Source organism: Chromohalobacter sp. HP20-39 (assembly GCF_033052815.1).
Taxonomy (GTDB): Bacteria; Pseudomonadota; Gammaproteobacteria; order Pseudomonadales; family Halomonadaceae; genus Chromohalobacter.
In genome coordinates this window covers 1-273 of sequence record NZ_JAWHTP010000674.1, presented here as the reverse complement: position 1 = coordinate 273, position 273 = coordinate 1, and the positions used below count along the sequence as shown (strand labels likewise).

At 61.2% G+C, this 273-nt stretch carries 1 protein-coding gene; it reads left to right on the top strand.

Features of this window, described 5'->3' with window-relative positions:
* Positions 1-40: 40 nt before the first annotated feature.
* Positions 41-273, top strand: a 233-nt coding sequence (locus RVY79_RS19655) for a hypothetical protein (RefSeq protein WP_317466254.1), incomplete at its 3' end; no start/stop codon positions are given.

The following is a 273-nucleotide window of genomic DNA, read 5'->3' as shown; positions in this document are numbered from 1 at the left end:
CAGCAACCCACGCCTCGCCACCTTTACCTAGCCGTGAAAGGTGAGCCTGCACACGAGCAGCAGCGCCCGCCTCCAATCCAGCCAGATCACGCTGCAGGAGGTGCATGATGGCTTCCATATCGAAGGCTGGCAACTGAAGCGGGATGAACGTGGCTTGGGTGCGTACTGCGTCTGCAGAGCGTGCTGCCGCAAGGCCTCGCTCAACCTCTTGAATGGCTTCTGCGATATCGGCCCTGGCTTCCAGGGCACAGAAGGCGTCGACGCTAAGCCTAC